Origin of the sequence: Bacillus sp. DWP3-1, assembly GCF_049896565.1 — a bacterium.
Lineage (GTDB): Bacteria > Bacillota > Bacilli > Bacillales > Bacillaceae > Bacillus.
In genome coordinates this window covers 123,228-140,714 of record NZ_JAFCUN010000003.1, presented here as the reverse complement: position 1 = coordinate 140,714, position 17,487 = coordinate 123,228, and the positions used below count along the sequence as shown (strand labels likewise).

At 44.5% G+C, this 17,487-nt stretch carries 16 protein-coding genes; all 16 read right to left on the bottom strand.

Annotated features, from left to right (window positions below):
• Nucleotides 1-42: 42 nt before the first annotated feature.
• Nucleotides 43-858 (bottom strand): ABC transporter ATP-binding protein, encoded by an 816-nt coding sequence (locus ACP7A0_RS08355; RefSeq protein ID WP_060597331.1) that lies wholly within the window; start codon nt 856-858, stop codon nt 43-45.
• Between the two features lie 13 nt (nt 859-871).
• Nucleotides 872-1,687 (bottom strand): nickel import ATP-binding protein NikD, encoded by an 816-nt coding sequence (gene nikD / locus ACP7A0_RS08350; protein ID WP_060597720.1) that lies wholly within the window; start codon nt 1,685-1,687, stop codon nt 872-874.
• Between the two features lie 4 nt (nt 1,688-1,691).
• Nucleotides 1,692-2,525: a nickel ABC transporter permease subunit NikC gene (nikC, locus tag ACP7A0_RS08345; protein WP_426004825.1), complete on the bottom strand. Its 834-nt coding sequence runs from the start codon at nt 2,523-2,525 to the stop codon at nt 1,692-1,694.
• Nucleotides 2,522-3,466 carry a nickel ABC transporter permease subunit NikB gene (gene nikB, locus ACP7A0_RS08340; protein ID WP_066030350.1) on the bottom strand — a complete coding sequence of 315 codons (945 nt, stop codon included), beginning with the start codon at nt 3,464-3,466 and terminating at the stop codon, nt 2,522-2,524. The genes nikC and nikB overlap by 4 nt, the downstream gene beginning before the upstream one ends.
• A gap of 18 nt (nt 3,467-3,484) precedes the next feature.
• Complete coding sequence (nikA, locus tag ACP7A0_RS08335) at nt 3,485-5,107, bottom strand: nickel ABC transporter substrate-binding protein (protein ID WP_060597333.1); 1,623 nt, start codon at nt 5,105-5,107, stop codon at nt 3,485-3,487.
• A gap of 149 nt (nt 5,108-5,256) precedes the next feature.
• Nucleotides 5,257-6,435, bottom strand: coding sequence for a DegT/DnrJ/EryC1/StrS family aminotransferase (locus ACP7A0_RS08330; RefSeq protein WP_106030516.1), 1,179 nt, complete (start codon nt 6,433-6,435; stop codon nt 5,257-5,259).
• Nucleotides 6,435-7,121 carry an acetyltransferase gene (locus tag ACP7A0_RS08325; RefSeq protein WP_066030348.1) on the bottom strand — a complete coding sequence of 229 codons (687 nt, stop codon included), beginning with the start codon at nt 7,119-7,121 and terminating at the stop codon, nt 6,435-6,437. The genes ACP7A0_RS08330 and ACP7A0_RS08325 overlap by 1 nt, the downstream gene beginning before the upstream one ends.
• Nucleotides 7,084-7,677: a sugar transferase gene (locus ACP7A0_RS08320; RefSeq protein ID WP_060597336.1), complete on the bottom strand. Its 594-nt coding sequence runs from the start codon at nt 7,675-7,677 to the stop codon at nt 7,084-7,086. The genes ACP7A0_RS08325 and ACP7A0_RS08320 overlap by 38 nt, the downstream gene beginning before the upstream one ends.
• A gap of 20 nt (nt 7,678-7,697) precedes the next feature.
• Nucleotides 7,698-9,212: an MATE family efflux transporter gene (locus ACP7A0_RS08315; protein WP_106030519.1), complete on the bottom strand. Its 1,515-nt coding sequence runs from the start codon at nt 9,210-9,212 to the stop codon at nt 7,698-7,700.
• Between the two features lie 28 nt (nt 9,213-9,240).
• Nucleotides 9,241-10,269, bottom strand: coding sequence for a polysaccharide pyruvyl transferase family protein (locus tag ACP7A0_RS08310; protein WP_426004822.1), 1,029 nt, complete (start codon nt 10,267-10,269; stop codon nt 9,241-9,243).
• A gap of 5 nt (nt 10,270-10,274) precedes the next feature.
• The gene (locus ACP7A0_RS08305) at nt 10,275-11,297 is read right to left on the bottom strand and encodes a glycosyltransferase family 2 protein (protein WP_060597338.1); all 1,023 of its coding nucleotides are present in this window, start codon (nt 11,295-11,297) and stop codon (nt 10,275-10,277) included.
• Between the two features lie 27 nt (nt 11,298-11,324).
• Nucleotides 11,325-12,428 carry an EpsG family protein gene (locus ACP7A0_RS08300; protein WP_106030521.1) on the bottom strand — a complete coding sequence of 368 codons (1,104 nt, stop codon included), beginning with the start codon at nt 12,426-12,428 and terminating at the stop codon, nt 11,325-11,327.
• A 14-nt stretch (nt 12,429-12,442) separates the two neighbouring features.
• On the bottom strand, nt 12,443-13,573 hold the full coding sequence (locus ACP7A0_RS08295) for a glycosyltransferase family 1 protein (RefSeq protein WP_066030344.1): 1,131 nt from the start codon (nt 13,571-13,573) through the stop codon (nt 12,443-12,445).
• Nucleotides 13,566-14,405 (bottom strand): glycosyltransferase family 2 protein, encoded by an 840-nt coding sequence (locus ACP7A0_RS08290; RefSeq protein ID WP_060597340.1) that lies wholly within the window; start codon nt 14,403-14,405, stop codon nt 13,566-13,568. Before ACP7A0_RS08290 ends, ACP7A0_RS08295 begins: the two co-directional genes overlap by 8 nt.
• A 2-nt stretch (nt 14,406-14,407) precedes the next feature.
• Nucleotides 14,408-15,547, bottom strand: a complete 1,140-nt coding sequence (locus ACP7A0_RS08285; RefSeq protein WP_106039057.1) for a glycosyltransferase family 4 protein — start codon at nt 15,545-15,547, stop codon at nt 14,408-14,410.
• Entirely contained in the window at nt 15,513-17,387 is a 1,875-nt protein-coding gene (locus ACP7A0_RS08280; protein ID WP_106071380.1) for a polysaccharide biosynthesis protein, read from the bottom strand. The genes ACP7A0_RS08285 and ACP7A0_RS08280 overlap by 35 nt, the downstream gene beginning before the upstream one ends.
• Nucleotides 17,388-17,487: the final 100 nt, after the last annotated feature.

The window sequence follows — 17,487 nt, the reverse complement described above, 5'->3', positions numbered from 1 at the left end:
AAAAATAGCCTCTTCTAAAAGAGGCGTTGATGAAATGAAGATTTACCGAACCGGTCTGCCAATTGTTCGGGACAAAGGATGGTCTGCGAGCATTGCATCTCTCATTTTCTGCACCGCTGTCTCTTCTGATGAAAAGAAATCATCCTTTGATTGAAATTGAGCAACAAGTTCACCTTGATCCAATATCGCCAATTGATCACTTACATGATAGGCTGCCGTCATATCATGTGTAATAAATAAGTAAGCGACACCCAGTTCCTTCTTTAATTCTACTAATAAATCTAAAATGACAGCCTGTGTAACCATGTCTAAGCTGCTGACGGATTCATCCAGTACGACGAGCTTTGGCTGCAGCAATAAGGCTCTTGCGATGTTGATCCTTTGCAGCTGGCCGCCGCTGAATTGATGCGGATATTTAGACAAGTCCTTTTCACTGAGCCCGACTCTTTCCAGCCAGTGAATCAACACGTTTTTGCGTTCTTGTCGGCCCATAGCTTCATAGTTTTCAAGCGGCTCGGATAAAATTTGTTCGACTGTCCACCTTGGATTCACCGCCGAATATGAATCTTGAAACACCGCTTGCACATGCCGGCGATAATGTTTGCGTGTTCGCTGATCTGCACAATATATATCCTGCCCTTCAAAAAGGACCTGACCGGCTCTTGGTTTCTCTAGACCAAGTATGATGCGGCCTAGTGTACTTTTCCCTGCGCCGCTTTGCCCCAGCAATGCGAGGCATGTGCCTTCTTCAATGATTAAATTGACGCCGCTTAAGACTTGGTCTGCGCCTTTTTTTCTCATCAGAAACGACCGGCTGTTGTATGAATGACTAACTGCTTTCACTTCTAATAAATGCAAGGGCCTTCTCACCTCAAATCGGGCAAACAGCTGGGATGGATGGACGAGCTGCTAATAGTTTCTTTGTATAATCATGCTTCGGGTTTTCAAAAAGCTCAAGCACTTCTGCCTTTTCAACCATTTCTCCTTGTCTCATGACGACAACCTGATCTGCCATTTCTGCAATGACGCCAAGATCGTGAGTAATGAGCAAAATGGCAGTTCCATACTCATGACGAATTTGATTTAGGTGCTCAAGCACCAGCTTCTGCGTGTGTACATCTAAAGCAGTTGTTGGTTCATCTGCTATGAGAAGAGGCGGGTGCATGCAGGCTGCCATGGCAATCATGACACGCTGCAGCATGCCGCCACTTAGTTCAAAGGGATACTTGTTTAACAGCTTATCTGGCTGGGGCAGATTCATCTGCGCTAACGCATCCATTGCCTTCGCTCGTGCCTGCCTTTTACTGACAGCGGTATGCCGGCGGATGGTTTCAATCAGCTGATGACCGATCGTCCATACTGGTGTAAAGCTGTTCATTGGATTTTGCATAATATATGAGATGTCTTTGCCCCGAATAGAGCGCATATCCTTTTCACTCATACCGATCAATTCTCGTCCTTGTAATGTGATGCTGCCAGTGACTTCCGTTGTTTTCGGGTCAAGCATATGTAAGATCGACATACTTGTCACCGTTTTCCCGCAGCCGCTCTCACCTATTAATCCAACGATTTGACCACGCCCTACTTCAAACGATACGTCCTGAATAAGAGAGGTTGTCCCATGAGGCGTTTTCGTCTGCACATGCAGGTTCTCTATTTGTAAAATGGACTCTTGCACATCGATCATTCCTTTACACACGGCGTTTGATACCATATTTCTCTGAGAGGGCCTCTCCTAGTAAATTAAAGAGGACCACGACAGCCATGATCACAAGACCTGGGTATAGCATCAACTGAGGACTCGTTTGAATGTACGACTTCCCTTCATGGATCATCGCCCCCCATTCAGGCATAGGAGGCTGAACGCCTAATCCGAGAAAGGACATCGCAGAAATGTCCATAATCGCCCAGCCCATTTCGAGTGTACCTATGACCGCGAGTGGCGGCAGGACATTTGGAATCATATGCTTTCTCATGATGTTCCAGTGGGACGTCCCGCTGATTTTTGCGGCAGCAATAAAGTTCTGTTCTTTTAAACTCAGCACCATTCCTCGAAAGACGCGAGCATAGTATACCCATTGTACCAGCATCAAGGCAAGCACTACTTGAGAAAGTCCAGGACCGAAGATGCCGACTAATCCAAGAATCAGCACCAGGTTCGGGAATGCCATGATCCCGTCACAGATTCTCATCAAGACGTGATCGATCCAGCCGCCTTTGTAACCTGACAACAAACCAACGATTAACCCAATCAATAAAGAAGAGAGAAAGATTAATAACGCACAGCCTAGTGAAACACGTGCACCATATAAAATTCGAGATAAATTGCATCGGCCTAATTGATCTGTCCCAAGAGGATACTCCCACGAAGACCCCTTTAGCTTCATCGCTAGATTGACAGCCGCCGGATCATGTGGAGCGATCCACGGTGCACATACTGTCACAATCAGCAATAGACCAAGGAGCACCACACAGATCGAGATCATCTTTTGATGAGAGAAGAGATATTTTCCTTTTGTCATCATGGCTGGCGGCCTTCCTTTCTGGAAATACGGGGGTCAATGATCAGCTGGAGCAAGTCCACAATCAAGCTGCTCAAGATAAAGATACATGCTGCCATGAGGACATAGAATTGAATGACCGGCAGATCCCGGTTAAAGATCGCTTCAATAAAGAAGCGCCCAAACCCCGGCCATGAAAAAACCGCCTCTACGATAATGGTTCCTGTCAGCAGCTTGCCAAGATTCACCCCAAGCCCTGTCAGCATTGGCGATATCGCGATTCTCAATACATGCTTGAACATGATCGACCGTTCCTTTAGTCCTCTGATTCTCGCATATTGAACAAAAGGCTCTTGAAGCGCCTCACTCACACTTGATCGTAATAGCCTTGTATACGTAGCAATTAAAGGGACGGCCAGTGTGATCGACGGCAGGATGAGATGCTCCCATGTTCCGACCCCTTCAACTGGTAAAAGATCGAGCTTCACTGAAAAAAAGAAGATGAGCAAATACCCCAAGACAAACGTCGGGATAGATGCTCCTAAAAAAGAAATAAGCCGGCTCATATGATCAACGACGCCATTTTTCCTCATGCCGCTGAAAAAGCCGAGCGGAATGCTGACACAAATAGCTATCAGCAGACTAGTCAGCGCCAATTGAATCGTCGCTGGTATTCTATAGATCACCTCATTGAGCACAGGCTGGTTCGACATATACGACTGGCCAAAATCAAGGTGAATGACTTTTTCAATGGTGTGAAGATACTGCATATAAAACGGTTGGTCTAAACCAAATTCATTTCGTTTTTGCGCTAAAATTTCATCCGTAGGCTGGATATGAGCCGCTGCTAAATATGCCTCAGCCGGGTCAACTGGTGAAAGGTGAATCATACCAGTCGTAAAAAGTGTGGCTAATAAAAATACAGGGATGATTGATAGCATGCGTTTGACGATATAGCGGCCCATTTCCTTACCTTCCTTCTATTACTTCAGCTTAATGCCTGTGAATGGATGTTCATCACGATTTGCTGGGAACTCAAAGTCCTTCACATTTTTTTGATAAACGGCTGTCTTTTTAAAATAAGAGATTGGCACAATCGCCCCTTGATCCTGTAATGAAGATAACACAGACGAATAAAGTGCTTTTCGTTTGTTTTCATTGGTTGTTGATGGAATTTCGCTCATTTCTTTGATCAGCTTGTCCTTATTTGGATAGGCTGAGATGGCTTCTTTGAATCCAAAACCATCTGATGAGACGACGTTCATAAATGTATGCGGATCATAAGGCGCTCCGTAGTTGCTAAAGAAGTTCATATCAAATTTGTTGGCTTTAAAGCGCTGCACCTGTGTTGCCAGCTCCACACCTTCAAGTTTGACGCCAACGCCAATGGCTCCCCATTCTGCTTGAAGCGTCTCAGCCATCGCTTTTTGAATCGATTCTGCTGAGTCATACATCATACTAAATTCAAGCGCTTTTCCATCTTTTTCACGAACGGTTTTTCCTTTTGGAAGTGTCCAGCCTGCTTCATCCAGCAATGCTTTCGCTTTGTCTACATCATACTGGAAAGACTTCACCTTAATATCAGATGTGTAAGGCATGTTGGTCGGCAATATGTGATCTGCTTCATCCTCTAAGCCAGAGGTGACACCTTCTACCATTGATTTCTTATTAATAGCATATTGAAGGGCATGACGCACTTTCTCATCTGACAGCTGATCCACTTTTGTGTTCATGACAAGCTGTCTCGTTGCTACAGGCTCTGACATTTTTGTTTCATACTTGCCGCTCGCCTCTAGCTGTTTGTAGGCATCAAGGCTAATGGTTCCTTCTCCGTAAAGGACATCTACATCGCCTTTTTCAAATGCCATGACTCTCGTTTCCGCATCTGGGATCACCTTGACTTTGATTTCTTTAACCTTTGGTTTTTCTCCCCAATAATGATCATTTCGTTCGAAAATGGCATAGTCATCTTTTTGATATGTTTTTAATACCCAAGGGCCTGTCCCCACTGGTTTTTCAATCCCTTTTGACGTATCTCCGTTTTTAGGGAAGCCTGCTTCTCCTAAGAAACGAACCGGGCGGACAACTGCTAATTCTTGAACAGTTGGATAATATGGCTCTGTTAATGTGAGTTTAAACGTTTTCTTGTCTACTGCTTCTGTCTTTTTGATTTTTTTTATAACACCTAACCAGCTATGTATATCCTTGTTTTTTAAGATGGAATCAAAGTTCTTTTTCACAATGTTAGCATTAAACTCAGATCCATCTGAGAACGTCACATTGTCTCTTAAATGAAAAGTATACACCTTGCCATCCTTTGAAACATCCCATGATTTCGCTAATTCAGGTTTTAGCTTTCCATTCTTTTGATAGCTGACCAATGGCTCATAAATCATTGATTGTGCAAACAATTGCGATGGGTTGTATACGTGCGGATTCATTTCGCCAATATCTCTCGGCCAAGCCATCGTGATCATGTCAGGATGATCCTTGTTTCCTTCTGCTCCATTGTTTGCTTGAGAGCAGCCTACTAATAAAAAGATTAGCAGGAAAGGTAATACTGTATTTATTTTAATTTTCGGAAAAAATTTACTCCAAATAGACATAAGATGTTCCTCCTAATTGACGCTGATAATCATTTTCATTTTAAGGAGGAAGGACCCCTTTGTCAATATCATATTTAAAACGAATTGACAATACATATACCTATTTATTCCATTAATTGATGAATTTGATAGAAAGAGAGACAGGCTGCTTACGAATGAGCAGCCTGTGAAGAGGTGAATGTTTTTTCTCGCAGGGCATTACGAAGTGTGTCAATGATACGATCCTGTTCAGCTTCTGTCATACTTGTTCCAGAGGGGAGACAAAGCCCTGTTTCAAATAACAACTCAGATACGGGAGTGCCTTTCGCTGCTGAATAAAAAGGACAATTACGAAAGAGCGGCTGCTGGTGCAGCGGCTTCCATACACGCCTTGCTTCGATCTGTTCTTTTTCTAGTGCAGCAATGATGTCCACTGGAGACGTTCTCTTATCACGATCAATAGTCAATGTCGTCAGCCAGCGGTTGGACTTGGTGCCTTGATATTCTGGCATGAAATACAGGCCCTCTACCTTAGATAAAGCATCCTGATAACGCTTGAAAATGCGTCGCTTCTGTTCAACACGCTCGTCCAATATTTCCATCTGAGCAATCCCGACGCCTGCTAGCAGGTTGCTCATGCGATAGTTGTATCCTATCTCTTGATGCTCATAATGCATGGCGCGTTCTCTAGCCTGTGAAGCGAGAAAGCGGCAGCGTTCGATCGCAGCTTCATCATCACTCACAAGCATACCGCCACCTGATGTTGTAATGATTTTATTTCCATTAAACGAATAGACACCGAACCTGCCCATTGAGCCGCTTTTTTTCCCTTTATATAGAGCACCTAACGATTCAGCCGCATCCTCAATGACTGGTACATCATATGCTTCACACAACGCCAGAATCTCGTCCATTTTTGCGCTTTGTCCATATAAATGCACGACAATAACAGCACGGGGTCTTTTTCCAAGTCGTTTTGATTCCACAAAGGCTTTCTCTAAAGCAAGCGGGCACATATTCCATGTATCTCTTTCAGAATCAATAAAAACGGGTGTGGCTTGTTCGTATAAGATCGGATTTGCAGTTGCAACAAATGTGAGGGTGGAACAAAAGACAATGTCACCTTTTTGAACGCCAATAAGCTTTAATGCAAGGTGAATTGCTGCTGTTCCAGAAGATAAAGCCGCTCCTGCATTCACTCCTGCATAGCGTGCGACTGCCTGCTCAAATTCATTCACAAGAGGTCCAAGCGGTGCAATCCAGTTACTCTTGAAAGCTTCCTCTATTTTCAGATACTCTTTTCCGCTCATATGCGGTGGTGATAAGTAAATTCGTTTCCTTTCTTGCATCATTTCCCACCTTCTCTCCGATCTTTGATTTCTATTGCAGGAATGCCTACAGCGACTTTCTGATCGTGTATATCTTTTGTTACTGCGGCTCCTGCGCCAATGATTGTCCAGCTTCCGATCGATATCCCGGGTATCACAACAGCACCTGCCCCAATATGGGTACCCATTCGTACAGACACACAGCCAGTTAACACTGCTCCTGGTGATAGGTGCACAAACGATTCGAGTATACAGTCATGCTCTACGATAGATCCTGTGTTGATAATCGCATGTTCACCGATTGCTGCATCTGCTTGAACCACTGCTCTTGCCATCACGACAGTTCCCCCTCCAATCACCGCTGATGGACTTATGACCGCCTCTGGATGGATGAGTGTGGCAAACGCCTTGTTTTCAAATGAGAGGCGTTCCTTTACTAGCTGTCTCATCTCATTTTGCCCAATAGCAATCAGCCATTTCATATGAGGCATTGTCTCTCTCAGCTGTTGACTCATGGAGATCGGTCCATACAAGATGCCGCTTTGAGTGGCCTCCTCTTCAAATTGATCATCTAATACGGCACATAATGAGTAATCGGGATGTGCAACAATCATTTCCTGAATGACTTTGCTATGCCCGCCAGCACCAATTAAACCTATGGGTTGCTCTTTACATATCGGTTCCTTTGAATTTTTCAGCTGTGGCATGATGCGGCTGCTGCACCCCCTCTGTTTTGATGACTTTCAGCAAGGTCATCCATAAAATTTTCATATCCAGCCAAAACGTTTGATGCTCGACATACCAGAGGTCATAGGTGAATTTCTCCTCCCAGGAGATCGTGTTCCTTCCATTCACCTGTGCCCATCCAGTAATGCCAGGCTTTACAAGATGGCGCCTTGCTTGCTCCTCTGTATACATCGGCAGATACTCCATCAGAAGAGGCCTTGGTCCAACGAGACTGAGCTCTCCTTTTAGGACATTGACTAATTGCGGCAATTCATCAAGACTGAGCTTGCGAATCAAGGCGCCGGTTTTTGTTAATCGAAGATGATCTGGCAGGAGCCCTCCGTGCTCGTCGCGTTCATCGGTCATCGTCCGAAATTTATATAGCATAAATGGCCGGCCATACAGACCAGGCCGCTTCTGCCGAAACAACACAGGCGTCCCAATTTTCCACCGAATCAGCCCATAAATCAGAAGAAAAAGAAGACTGCCTGCGATGAGCAGCGTCAATGCCACCATCACATCTAACATTCTTTTCATCATTAAATCTCCTTATCTCACTAGCGGGAAACAGCTTGTTTTACCTTATGCACCAGCTGCTGCCGCTCTCGTTTTGTTCCTGCAAATTGATACAAGTAGCCCATATAGAGAATGAAACAAAGACCACCAATACAAAACAGCTCCAACCATGAGTTCACGTCATAAAACGCCTGAATCCCTGCACAGACGCCCCAAATCATGAGTGCTCCTGCAAGTGGAACCAATGTATGTTTGTAAAAGATGGTGCGTTTCTGATTCGTGATGCGGGCCGTATAAAATGGCAGAAACACGATATTTTTCATCAATAAAACTATCGCTCCTGCTGATGCAATGCCATATAAGCCAAGCTGAAGCATATGAGTCAATCCATAGGCAAAAATCACATTGGATACTCCTAATATGAGCGTGACCACCGCTGGAACTTTCAATCGATTAAAAGCGGTCGGCACATATGTCAGCGGTAAAAACATCAAGGTCAAACATAAATAAGCTGCATGAATCATGAGAAGCCATTTCAGCTCTTCAAAGGCAGGTCCAAGCCATAAAAGCATGAGCGGACCGGCGAGCCCTCCTAGTAGAGCGGCTGGGAACGCGACAAATAAACCGCTCCATTTAATGGCACTGGCTGCATATTGGATGAGACCTTCTTCATCTTGATTCGAGTAAAATTTCGTGATCGTTGGGGCAAATACAACCGCCAGTGTCCCTGCGAGTGTGCGTAATAATAATGGGAATTGTAAAATCGCCGCATACTGTCCCGTCGCTTCCGCTCCAATGAGCAGGTTGGTCATCAATAAGTCAATTTGTAAAAACAACAAAATTCCCATTTGCTCAAAAGAATGCCAGACCCCTGATCGAACAAGTGTGAGACTAGAAGATAATGAGACGTGCCGCCACTTAAACGAAAACCAAGGAATGAGTTTTTTAAAATAATAGATACCGATTCCCATAGCCGCCAAGCTTCCTATGACGGCCGCAAGCGGAATATGCCAGATGGCTGGTGCCGTCCATGTAAACAGCATCATAATCATAAATGCCCTCAAAAACATCTGAATGGACTGACCAACACTTGATACATATAACTTATTCGCATAAAACGGCGCAGCCCCAATGCCGGACATGACAAAATTGAGCATAAATAAAAGACCCCCTAATATAAAGGCGGTCTGTGTGTCTTTTGCGAGATAATCAGGCACATGAAGCCACTCTACCAGCTGACGGGACATGAACAGACAAAACAGAAAAAGACTGATCGATAAAAAAATGGAACTAACGAAATAAGATGAGAGATAGCGCTGCGCCTTCTCCATTTCTCCTTTATGAGCCGCCACAGAAAAAAAGCGCACAACAACAGCACTTAATGAAGCCGTAATAACCGATAAATAGTTGATCATATTTTGCGTCAGATGGATTAAGCCGAATGCTTCCACTCCAAGTGTATGAACGATGTACGGTGTTAAACAAACAGACATAAGCATCATCAAGACAAACGTCATGAAGTTTGCACTGGCATTGTAAAGAAACGCTCGATTCATTTTGTTTTCACGCAGCGTTTAAAAGCTTTCATCCAGCTTCCTCTCCCTTTTGTCCGCTCGTTTTCATCAGCTGATGAATCGCCTCTTTCACAGCCGCCTCATTCGGTTCTTTCAATAGCGTCAAAAACGGAAGATGAGCCACCCATTCATACCCTTCCATCACCTTATGATCAAACGACCTGAGGACAACACACGGTGTTTGCGTAATCGCACAAAAAATCATGCCGTGAAGCCGGTCTGTCACGACGACCTGAGCCTTACTTAACTCTGTCCATAAGGCAGATAATTCATCTAGGCGAGTCGTTCGATCAACTCGTTTGCCAATTGTCGTTGTAATCAAACCGACTTGATCATACGTCTCTTGAATATGCTGCTTTAGCTGCCGCCGCTCCTTTTCAGTGAGATACGCTTCCTTATCCTCTCGCAAACAAAGTAGAACCCCTTCACGTTTTTGTTCCTTAGTCGATTCATCTAATGTCAGCACCATATCAGGCTGTTTCCACACATTTTGATCAGGGAAGTGCTGCTTCATCCAGGTATAGGTTGTTTGATCTCTTGCCATGAGAAGCAACCTTGGATGGTGTTTGTATGTTTGAATAGCGCGGCGTTCCTCTCTTTTTCCTCTCTTTGTTTCTGTAAAATGGGCAGTAGCCGGCAATTGAATCACCGGATAGGACTTGAAGGTTTTCATGATAAATTGTCTCGTCCATTCTTCATAACGGTATAAGTCCCCCATATTGCCCCCACCGATGATACAGACGATGTCTTCTGGGTGCCGCATACGCTTTAACGGACGGGCGAGGCAATAGATCTCTTTCATGTCCACTTCCATGATGTCATAAGCGGGAAAGTGCTCTTTTAAAAAACAATAACTCGCATAGGCAATCGCATGATCCCCTAAATTATCATGCCCCGGCAGCAGCGTGAGAATGATTTTCTTCTGATGACTCAGCTCTGGCAGGCTTTGGCGGCTCAGTCGATATTCAAGTGGATATTTAACCTTTAAGAGCAGCCACTCTGCGGCGTGCGCCTTCAATTGCTGCAATGTCAATCTCATCACCCCTATTTCCTTGTTTGATATTCGATCCATTTTTGATAGCTTGAAGCGGCGGCAGAAAGCGGATAAACCAACCGGCACTTAGCAAGGAATAAAATCATTCGCTTTCGAGCGGTGAGCTTCGATGGTTCCACTTGTTTGACGGCATACAGAAAGGCCTCGTGTGTCACCATTTCCCGCATGTGATCAAGCTTTTCCCGAATAGAGAGGGCATTTTGGCTCTTCCATTCGTTGAGCATACAATGAAGAGTATGATTGACAATAAAAAAATCAAGTGCCTTCTCATACAGAGAGATGTCATCATATTCTTTCAAAAACAAGCGCTGCGCATGATAAAAGGTCAGTCCATGATGAAAATACTGCTTCTGATATCGCTGCACAATAGATGACAGATGAACCCTGTAGTAATAAAGAGGTTCATGAACAAAGGCGATGCTGCGTGATAAAGAAAAACAGCGCAGCGTCACATATTGATCTTCTATGTTCTCAAGTTCCCCCCGCAGCGGAAATCGAATGTGATGTTCTTCGATAAAGGCACGCCGATACAGCTTATTCCATGAAAACCCCGTGATGTCTCCGTGCAATAACGCTTCAATTAAACTCGTCTTTTCGGCTGATCGCTCGGCTAACAGCGTTGTTGGTATGGTTCGCTTTGACTGTTCAAATTGAATCCAGTACTCACTGACAACAAGATCTGCGCCGGTCATTTCAGCTTTTTCATACAAGGCTTCACAGTAATGAGGCGCGAGAATATCATCTGAATCAATAAAGGCGATATACGTCCCTTTTGCTTCTTCGATGCCCCGGTTCCTCACAGCGCCTAACCCTTGATTGGTTTGATGAATGACCCGAAAGCGCTGATCTTGCGCAGCAAACGCTTCAAGATATTCTCCGCTGTGATCCGTCGATCCATCATTCACGAGAATCACCTCTATATCTGAAAAACTTTGATCTGCAATTGATTGAAGGCATTGCTCCACATATTGACTCGTATTGTAGACTGCGACCAATAGACTGATAGCTGGCATTACAACATGCCCCACCTTTCTCCAAATCTACTTTGTAAATATCGTCCTGTACGGTAAAACAGATGAATCGAACGGCATCAGCATGATGCTGTACAGAATATAGCAAACAGCAATCCCTACATAGATAAAGACATTAGACCGCTGATCAAAAATACGGGTGAAATATGGCAGTAAAATGAGCTGATACAAGCCAAAATAAATATGAAATCTTGCATAAATGACATCCTTTGTAGCAAGGATGCCAAACAAGAAACCGAGCAAACAAAAATTCACAACGTAATCACTCTCAGGCGTCAGCTCACGAAGTCGTTTTCGATAAAGGAAAGCAAGCAAAAGCGGCAAAACCAACACACCAATTTTTGTCACATTCATTCCATTCGTATTCGTTGTGAGCCATTCCTCGTAATGCCCATATGAACTGCCTTGCAGCATCACGACAAACACGGAAACAAAGCGGTCATAAAGAGCGGTTAACCCTAAGAAAATCATGCATAAAACCAGCATCATCCAAGACCACGATTTTGTTCTCACGATAAAATACACAGGAATCATGATGAGAGCCGATGAATGAAACAATGAACATACGAGGACAAGCGGAAAATACAATTTCCACTGACCATTGATCACAAGACGGATGGCATAAAAAAGAACCGCAGCCACCATATACTGACGCATGCCATTAAACGAAGCGTAATAATGAAAAGTGCCGAGAAAAAGCAGCATACTCAGCTCAAAGGGACGGCCATATTGAACGAGCGTCTTGATGATAAAAAAATAGGTGATCGCCCCAACCGAGATATACATGATTTGCGGATCACGGGACAGTTGATTGAGCATCCATAAAATAAACGTAAATCCTGGGTCAGTGGCCGCCTTGTCCACACCAAGTCCGAATATATGCCAAGGCTTTTCATAATTGACGGAGAACTCATACATCTGTCCATATGTGACAAAATCGGTTCCTACTTTGTACCGAATACCAGCGACAATACAAAGAAACAAAAACGGAAATAACACCAGAATCTTGTTAGGCCGCCATCCGCTTTGAATGGTATCATCACGCCTGCCGTAAAATGCGGCAAAGCTCGACCATAAATAGACCATGATCATGTTCACCAAATAAACCGCCATCTGCCATTCCTTCCTTACAGTCCATATCCATTCATCACACGTGTGATGTTCTGTTTGACATCAAATCCTCTTTGTTCAAGCTGGGACGTAATGGTCTCTTGAAGAGGAGGCTCTGCATGATATGCTTCAAGCACCGCCTTCATCCATTCATGCGCAGAATCCCCCAGCGACATTCTTTTCACAAGACCGCAGCCTAAATCCACTTCCTCTGTAATATGATCTGAAATCACACAAGGCAATCCAGATGCCTGTGCTTCCACTAATACAAGCGGAAGTCCTTCAAACAAGGATGGCATCACAAATACATCAAATGCTTTCATATACTGCGGAACGTCTGATACGACGCCTGTAAAGACAATGTCGTCTAACAAGCCTGCCTTCTCCGCATATGATTCAACCACCTGCCTCAGTGGTCCATCCCCTACAAGGACAAGTTGAAATGAGACCCCTTGTTTCTTTAAGGTCTGTGCCAGTTCCATAAAAAAAACGTGATTTTTTTGCTCATGAAACCGGCCAATATGACCAATAATCATGCTCTTTTCGTGAAGACCCCGCTGCTTTTTGATCTTCACCTTTTCGTCTGGATCAGGCTGAAAGAAAAGGGATAAATCAATCCCATTCGGCAGCACCTCAACTTGTCCATTCTTCATTTTTTTCTGCCCAAATAAAAAGGAACCGGCATCCTCACCGCATGCAACAAGCTGTGTAGAAAATGCAAAGATCAGCTGGCGAAACCCTTTGAGCATCATATGGTCTACCCAATTTGGCGACTGTTTCCAAGCTGTATTATGCGAATGACAAATCCGCACCTTCACACCCGCCAATTTCGCAGCAAGTGCGGAGAAACCTGTTTGAAAATCCGTATGGGCATGCACTGCCTGATACGGTCCTGTTCGTTTGATTGTCTTTGTCAATGTTTTCACAAATGCCAAAGGAGAGGACGCCCCAATACTTGGGACGTACAAGATGCGTCCCCCGAGCCTCTGAATTTCCTCATCATAATCACAGACATCCTTTCGGTGGGTAATAAAGTCAAATTGAAGGACATTTCTATCGAGTGCACGATAGATGTTCATGATCATCGTTTCAGCCCCGCCGCGGTTCATCCCGCCCACAATATGGAGTACACGCTTTGGCTCACTCATCCCGAATCGTCCTCCTTTTCAACAAAGACGCCTCCAACTTCCGCTGGTGATAAAATTTCATGATCTTCGGTGATAAACAGGCGCGGACCACCGGCTTTAGTGCAAACAGATAATGAACCGGCGACAATTTTAATAACCAGCATGCTTTTAAAACGAGCCAGGCATTATCCATCGAATATTGAAACTTACGGCGCTGAAAGGCCGCTTCATCCTCTCTCACAAGGTATAACGGCTCTTGTAAATTAAAGCCTTTTCTCCCCGCAGCAAAAAAGCGGATCCAAAGATCGATATCTTCCATCCGTCTTGTTGTTTTCACAGAGCGATACCCATGTAAAGCCTTGTATGCAGCAGCCCTCATCATAATGGTTCCATGACAAAACGGCGTCCCTCTTGCCAGCACTTTCCGATCAGGCTCTGAAATCAGTGCACGTACACCTTTTGTACCCGATTCATCAAACACCGTCATCGCCGTACCGACCACATCATATTCAGGATGTGTTTCTAGGAAATGAACCTGTTTTTCTAAACGAACTGGTACTGATACATCGTCGCCATCCTGCCGTGCAATCAAGTCTCCCCTTGCTTCAGCGAGACAGCGATTCAGACTGGCAGCGAGCCTTTGATTATGCTCATTGCGGATAAGGCGAATTCTTTCAGGGTCTCGTTTTGTATAAGACAGCACTTTTTCATAGGTGCCGTCTGTTGATGCGTCATCACATATGATGAGCTCCCAGTTGTCATATGTTTGATGAAGAATGGATTCAATACTTTCTTCTACTGTGTCTTGGCAATTGTAGACGCCCATGATGATAGACACCTTTGGCTTACGCATGCTCACATCACCTTCTCTGCTTGATCCATATAGGTTGTATAAATTTCTTCCATAGCACTCACCGCCTGCTCCTGTGCAAATGCATGCGCTAAGGAGCGTCCCGCTTTTCCCATGAGGGGCAGCTGATCCCTTTTGTGATAGAGCTGGTGCAAATATTCAGCCAAGCCATTTACATCATGCGGTTTGACTAAAAAACCATTGACGCCATGTCTGATCAGCTCACAGTGTCCTCTATTTTCTGTTGCAATGACCGGCTTTTCCGCAGACATTGCTTCAAGCAGATTCATGCCGAGCCCTTCTCTCAAACTAGTCGACACACATACATCACTCATATGCATCCATTCCTCAATTCGTTTGCAAAAACCAGCAAAGTGGACATGCTTTTCAAGATGGAGCCCGCAAACCAGCTTTTCATACATCGGCCTCATTGTGCCTTCCCCGGCAAATACGATCTTCACATTTGATATTTTCCTATATAGCTGTGCACATGCTTTGATGAGCATCCCTTGGTTTTTATTCGCATTTAATTCACCAGCACACAGCACAATAAAATCTTCCGAGGAAAAGCCATAGACTGCACGAAGACGCTGCTTCTCTTTTTCATCAACTGGTGCAAATCGTTTCATATCCACACCCATACCGGGAACATAATAGACAGATGAACGCTCTTTTGATAGACGATCTGCTCTTTTAAAATCCTCTCCATTAATAGTGATCAAAGCGTCTGTATGGCGGGCGAGCCATCGCTCAATCGGATAATAGAGCAGCCAGTTTTGAAGCGGCGCCCCCTGCCAAAAGTGAAAGCCGTGTGCTGTGTAAAGAACCTTCGTTCCTTTTTTGCGCGCGCTTTTGGCTGCAAGTCTGCCAATAACACTTCCCATTGGTGTGTGACAATGGATGAAGTCGTAGTGCTCTTTCGCTAACAGCTTCTTCAGCTCCACATACGCAAACCGGTTGTGCACATGAAAAGGTGAGCGCTGAATCGGAATTGAGTGCGCTTGATCCACATAGGGCAGCTCCAGCTGACCATTTGCTGCTGTATGCACTTCCCATCCTTGTTCCTGAAACCACCGGAAATATGGAAGGTGAAATGCCTTAAAATGATAGTCAACCGTTGCGCAAAACAAGACTTTTTTCTTCATTGGCAAGCGCTTCCTCCTCTCTGGTCATCTGTTCAGACAACAAATCATGCGATTCGATGGCAGCAAACAATGCTTCTCTCATTTGCTCTTCACTCATCATGTCAAATTCATGGATAAAGCGGTTCAGCACATATGGGTCCCCATCCAGCGCATGACCGATATGAATTTTCGGAAAAATTTGTTCCTGTGCTTTTTCATGCTGGTTGAGTAATTCTTCATACATTTTCTCCCCAGGACGAATGCCTGTGAACGTAATCGGAATCTGGTCTGTGGTATAGCCTGAGAGGTGAATGAGGTTTTCTGCGAGGTCAACAATTTTCACTGGCTCCCCCATATCTAATACAAAAATCTGTCTTCCTTCTGCCAGTGCACCCGCCTGAATGACAAGCCTTGATGCTTCTGGAATGGTCATAAAATATCTTGTCATGGCTGGGTGCGTGACCGTGACCGGCCCGCCTTGTTCGATCTGTTTCTTAAAAATTGGAATGACGCTTCCCCTGCTTCCGAGTACATTTCCAAATCGAACCGCTACAAATTTTGTTTCACTGCTTGCCCCCATTTGCATGATCAGCATTTCAGCAAATCGCTTTGTGGCGCCCATCACATTGGCAGGATTGACCGCTTTGTCAGAGGAAATGAGGACGAATGTTTCAATGCCATGCTCATGTGCAGCTTCTGCGACATTTTTTGTCCCGATAATATTGTTTTTCACTGCTTCTTTTGGACTGATCTCCATGAGCGGGACGTGCTTATGTGCCGCGGCATGATAAATCATATCCGGCTGAAACTGACGAACGATTTCACTCATTTTCTGTTTATCTTGGATATCTGCAATTTGTGGATAGAGACTGATGGTGTCCCCATAAATTTCTTTCAGCTCTAGTAAAATAGAATGAATGCTAAATTCCCCGTGTCCCACAAGCACAATCGCTTGAGGAGCAAACACACAAATTTGACGACAGATTTCTGACCCAATCGATCCGCCTGCTCCTGTGACCATAATCGTTTTCCCCTTTAAATGGACAGATAGACGGCTTGAATCTAATTGAATCGGTTCTCTTCCGAGTAAATCCTCTGGCTGTACATCCCGTAATTGATTCAGCGCATGAGTTCCTTTTAAAATCTGCTCCATCTCTGGCATGATCTGCGTTTTGACCCCAGTCGCTACGCATTCCTTATACAGCCCTTTTAAGGTATGGCTGCTTTTGGACGGAATGGCGATGATGATCTTTTGAATATCCATCATCACAACAGCTGTTTGAATCTGTTCTTTTCCCCCTAGAACAGGCAGTCCCATGATTTCAAGCTTATGCTTCGTCTTGTCATCATCTATGAAGGCGACTGGTTCAATATGTACATCACTCGATTGCTGAAGCTGACGAACGATGATGGTCCCGGCTGATCCGGCGCCAATGATTAAGGCCCGCTCCTTTTCTACCTGCAGCCGCTTTGCACCATCATGAAATAGCCGAGAGGCCATTCGAGATGCACCGATGAATAATACGTGGAAAAGCCACACAATGAACAAAAACCGAAAGGGCCATGTCTGCACGAAAAGGTACAGCATTGCCATTGAAAATAAAAAAGAACACACAAAGGTCTTCATTAAAGAAAATAGCTCTCTTACCCCTGTATAAGCCCATACTTGCTTGTACACGTGAAAAATATACGAAAACAAATGGTGCCCAATGAGCAGACTGAGCGAAGAAATGACGAGCATTTCAAATGTATAAACAGTTAACGCCGCTTCTTGGACAAATTGAAAGCCAAAAAAGACAGCCACTAAGATGAGATATGAATCTAGTGCCACGATGATTGATAATCTTTGGGCGTAAGTCAACGCTCCTCCCCCTTTTTCAACATCACTATTCTTACGTAAAATGGGCATCAAACCCGTCCTCACACCCCACTATTGATGACGAGCATCTAAGGCATTTGTC